5 protein-coding genes are annotated in these 3,292 nt (G+C 70.2%); all 5 read left to right on the top strand.

Annotated elements, in window-relative coordinates; genetic code table 11:
• The first annotated feature begins 1 nt into the window (after position 1).
• The gene (locus CVM52_RS24635) at positions 2–901 is read left to right on the top strand and encodes an FAD-dependent oxidoreductase (protein WP_205965028.1); all 900 of its coding nucleotides are present in this window, start codon (positions 2–4) and stop codon (positions 899–901) included.
• On the top strand, positions 885–1,082 hold the full coding sequence (gene thiS / locus CVM52_RS24640) for a sulfur carrier protein ThiS (protein WP_100164930.1): 198 nt from the start codon (positions 885–887) through the stop codon (positions 1,080–1,082). The genes CVM52_RS24635 and thiS overlap by 17 nt, the downstream gene beginning before the upstream one ends.
• Position 1,083: 1 nt before the next feature.
• A complete protein-coding gene (locus CVM52_RS24645) occupies positions 1,084–1,854 on the top strand; it encodes a thiazole synthase (RefSeq protein WP_100164931.1) in 771 nt (256 codons plus the stop codon).
• Positions 1,851–2,447, top strand: coding sequence for a thiamine phosphate synthase (locus CVM52_RS24650; RefSeq protein ID WP_100164932.1), 597 nt, complete (start codon positions 1,851–1,853; stop codon positions 2,445–2,447). The genes CVM52_RS24645 and CVM52_RS24650 overlap by 4 nt, the downstream gene beginning before the upstream one ends.
• The coding region (locus tag CVM52_RS24655; RefSeq protein WP_100164933.1) for a HesA/MoeB/ThiF family protein at positions 2,444–3,292 on the top strand (849 nt) is incomplete at its 3' end. The genes CVM52_RS24650 and CVM52_RS24655, both read left to right, overlap by 4 nt.

A 3,292-nucleotide genomic window follows, 5' to 3' on the forward strand; every position in this document is an offset into this window, starting at 1 on the left:
GGTGACGGTGTTCGACCCGGCGCCGGGGCCGGGGCCGCACGGCTGTTCGTGGTGGGCCGGCGGTATGCTGGCGCCGTTTTGCGAGGGCGAGACGGCGGAAGAGCCGGTGGTGCGGCTTGGACAGCGGGCCGCCGATTGGTGGGAGGGGCAGGGGGTGCCCGTTGACCGGCGCGGGACAATGGTGGTTGCCCTGGACCGCGACCGGCGCGAGCTGGACCGGTTTGCCCGGCGGGTCAGCGGCCATTGCTGGCTGGATCGCGATGGTATCGCCGGGCAGGAGCCGGACCTGGCCGACCGTTTCGACCGCGGCCTGTACATTGCGGCCGAGGCGCATCTTGACCCGCGGGCGGCGCTGATCCACCTGCGCCAGCGGCTGGAACGGGATGGCGTCACCTTCGTGACCGAGGCGGGCCGGCCCGAGGGGCTGACCCTGGATTGCCGTGGCCTGGGGGCGCGCGATGCGCTGCCGGCGCTGCGCGGGGTCAAGGGCGAGATGGCCTTGCTGCGCAGCGCCGATATCCGGCTGTCGCGTCCGGTGCGGCTGCTGCATCCGCGCTATCCGCTGTATGTGGTGCCGCGTGCGGACGGGGTGTTTATGCTGGGCGCGACCCAGATCGAAAGCGACGACCGCCGCAAAAGCGTCCGCTCGGTGCTGGAACTGCTGTCGGCCGCCTATGCGCTGCACCCGGCATTTGGCGATGCCGAGCTGGTCGAGATCGGCGTCGATGCGCGCCCGGCCTTTCCCGACAATCTGCCCCGTCTGACGCGGCGGGGCGAGACGATCTATGTAAACGGCCTGTTCCGCCATGGCTTTCTGCTTGCGCCCGCGCTGGCGCAGCTGGCGGCAGAGGCAGCTTTGAACGGCACGATTCCGGAGTTTTGGCATGAAGATCACGATTAACGGCGCCCCGACCGAGGTGGCGGCCGACACCCTTGCGGCGACGCTGGAGGAACTGGGCTATGGCGGTGCCAAAGTTGCCACCGCCGTCAACGAAACCTTCGTGCCGGTTGCGGCCCGCGGCGAGACGGTTCTCGCGCCCGGCGACCGGGTTGAAATTGTTGCCCCCCGGCAAGGTGGCTGAGATGCGGATTTACGGAACCGAAATCGCATCGCGGCTGATGCTTGGCACGGCGCAATATCCTTCCCCCAGCGTGCTGGCCGATGCCTTTCGGCGGTCCGGGGCCGGGATCGCCACCGTGTCGGTCCGACGCGAAGCGGGGGGCGAACGGGCGGGAACCGCGTTTTGGGACCTGGTGCGCGATCTGGGCGTCCGGATCCTGCCCAACACCGCCGGCTGCCATTCGGTGCGCGAGGCGGTCACCACCGCGCATATGGCGCGCGAGCTGTTCGACACGCCCTGGATCAAGCTTGAGGTGATCGGCCATGCCGACACCTTGCAGCCCGATCCGTTCGGGCTGGCCGAGGCGGCGCGCATTCTGTGCGAGGACGGTTTTCAGGTGCTGCCCTACACCACCGAGGACGTGGTGCTGGCCGACCGCCTGCTTTCGGCGGGCTGCGAGGTGCTGATGCCCTGGGGCGCGCCGATCGGCACCGGGCTGGGGCTGACGAATATCTACGGGCTGCGCACGTTGCGCGCGCAGTTTCCGGAGGTGCCGATGGTGGTCGATGCCGGGCTGGGGCTGCCCAGCCAGGCGGCGATGGCGATGGAAATGGGCTTTGACGCGGTGTTGCTGAACACGGCGGTGGCCCGGGCCGGCGATCCCGCCGCCATGGCCGAGGGCTTTGCCCGTGCGGTCGCGGCGGGGCGGCTGGCCTACGAGGCCGACCCGATGGAGCCGCGCGACATGGCCGCGCCCTCGACGCCGGTGATCGGCAAGGCGTTCCTGTCATGAGCCTGGACCGCTTTTACCCGATTTTCGACAGCGTCGACTGGCTGGAGCGTATGCTGCCGCTGGGGGTGAAACTGGTGCAGCTGCGCATCAAGGACGTGGGCGAGACCGAGCTGCGGCCCATCGTTGCGCAGGCCCAGGCGCTGTGCCGGCGGCATGGTGCGGTGCTGGTGGTGAACGACCATTGGCGGGTGGCCATCGACAGCGGCTGCGACTGGCTGCACCTGGGGCAGGAAGACCTGGACATCGCGGACCTGCCGGCGATCCGGCGCGCCGGGCTGAAACTGGGCATCAGCACCCACGATCATGCCGAACTTGACCGGGCGCTGGCGCTGTCGCCCGATTACGTGGCGCTGGGGCCGGTCTGGCCGACGATCCTGAAACAGATGAAATGGCACCAGCAGGGGCTGGAGCGGGTCACCGAATGGAAGCGCCTGATCGGCGATCTGCCCCTTGTCGCGATCGGCGGGTTGCGCCCGGAGCGGGCGGCACCGGCCTTCGAGGCGGGGGCGGATATCGTTTCGGTGGTCACGGACATCACGCTGAACGACACCCCCGAGGACCGGGTGCGGCACTGGATCGAGGCGACGCGATGAACCGTTACGCCCGCCAGATCGCGGTGCCCGCACTGGGGCCGGCCGGACAGGCGCGGCTGCGGGGCGCGCGGGTGCTGGTTGTCGGGGCCGGGGGGCTTGCCGCGCCGGTGCTGCAATATCTGGGCGGCGCCGGCATCGGGCATATCCGGCTGGTCGATCCCGACCGCGTCGAGGTCACCAACCTGCACCGCCAGACCTTGTTCCGCGCCGCCGATATCGGCCGCGCCAAGGCCGAGGCGGCGGCCGCCGCGGTAACCGCGCTGAATGCCGATTGCCGGGTCGAGCCGGTGATCGCCGCGCTGGATCCGGGCAATGCGACCGCGCTGTGCGACGGCATGGACCTGGTGCTGGACTGCGCGGACAGTTTCGCCGCGAGCTATGTGCTGTCGGATACCTGCCATGCCAGCGGACAAGCTCTGGTCAGCGCCTCGGTCGTCGGCCTCGATGGTTATGCGGGGGGCTTCTGCGGCGGCGCGCCCAGCCTGCGGGCGGTGTTTCCCGACCTGCCGCAGCGGCTGGGCTCGTGCGCCGAAGACGGCGTGTTGGGGCCGGTTGTCGGTATCATCGGCGCCTTGCAGGCGCAGATGGCCGTCGCGGTTCTGGCCGGGCTCGACCCGTCGCCGCTGGGCCGGATCGTCACCTTTGATGCCAGCGGATACCATTTTGGCGGCTTCCGCTTTGACGGCGCACCGGAACCGACGCGGCGGTTTGCCTTCCTTGCCCCGCGCGACATCGGCGCGGGCGATTTCCTGGTCGATCTGCGCGCCGAGGACGAGGCGCCGCTGGTGCGCCCCGATGCCCGACGCCTTGCCGTCTCGGCCCTGGGGCCGGGCGGGCCGGTGCCC

This window comes from Pseudooceanicola lipolyticus, from assembly GCF_002786325.1.
GTDB lineage: Bacteria > Pseudomonadota > Alphaproteobacteria > Rhodobacterales > Rhodobacteraceae > Pseudooceanicola_C > Pseudooceanicola_C lipolyticus.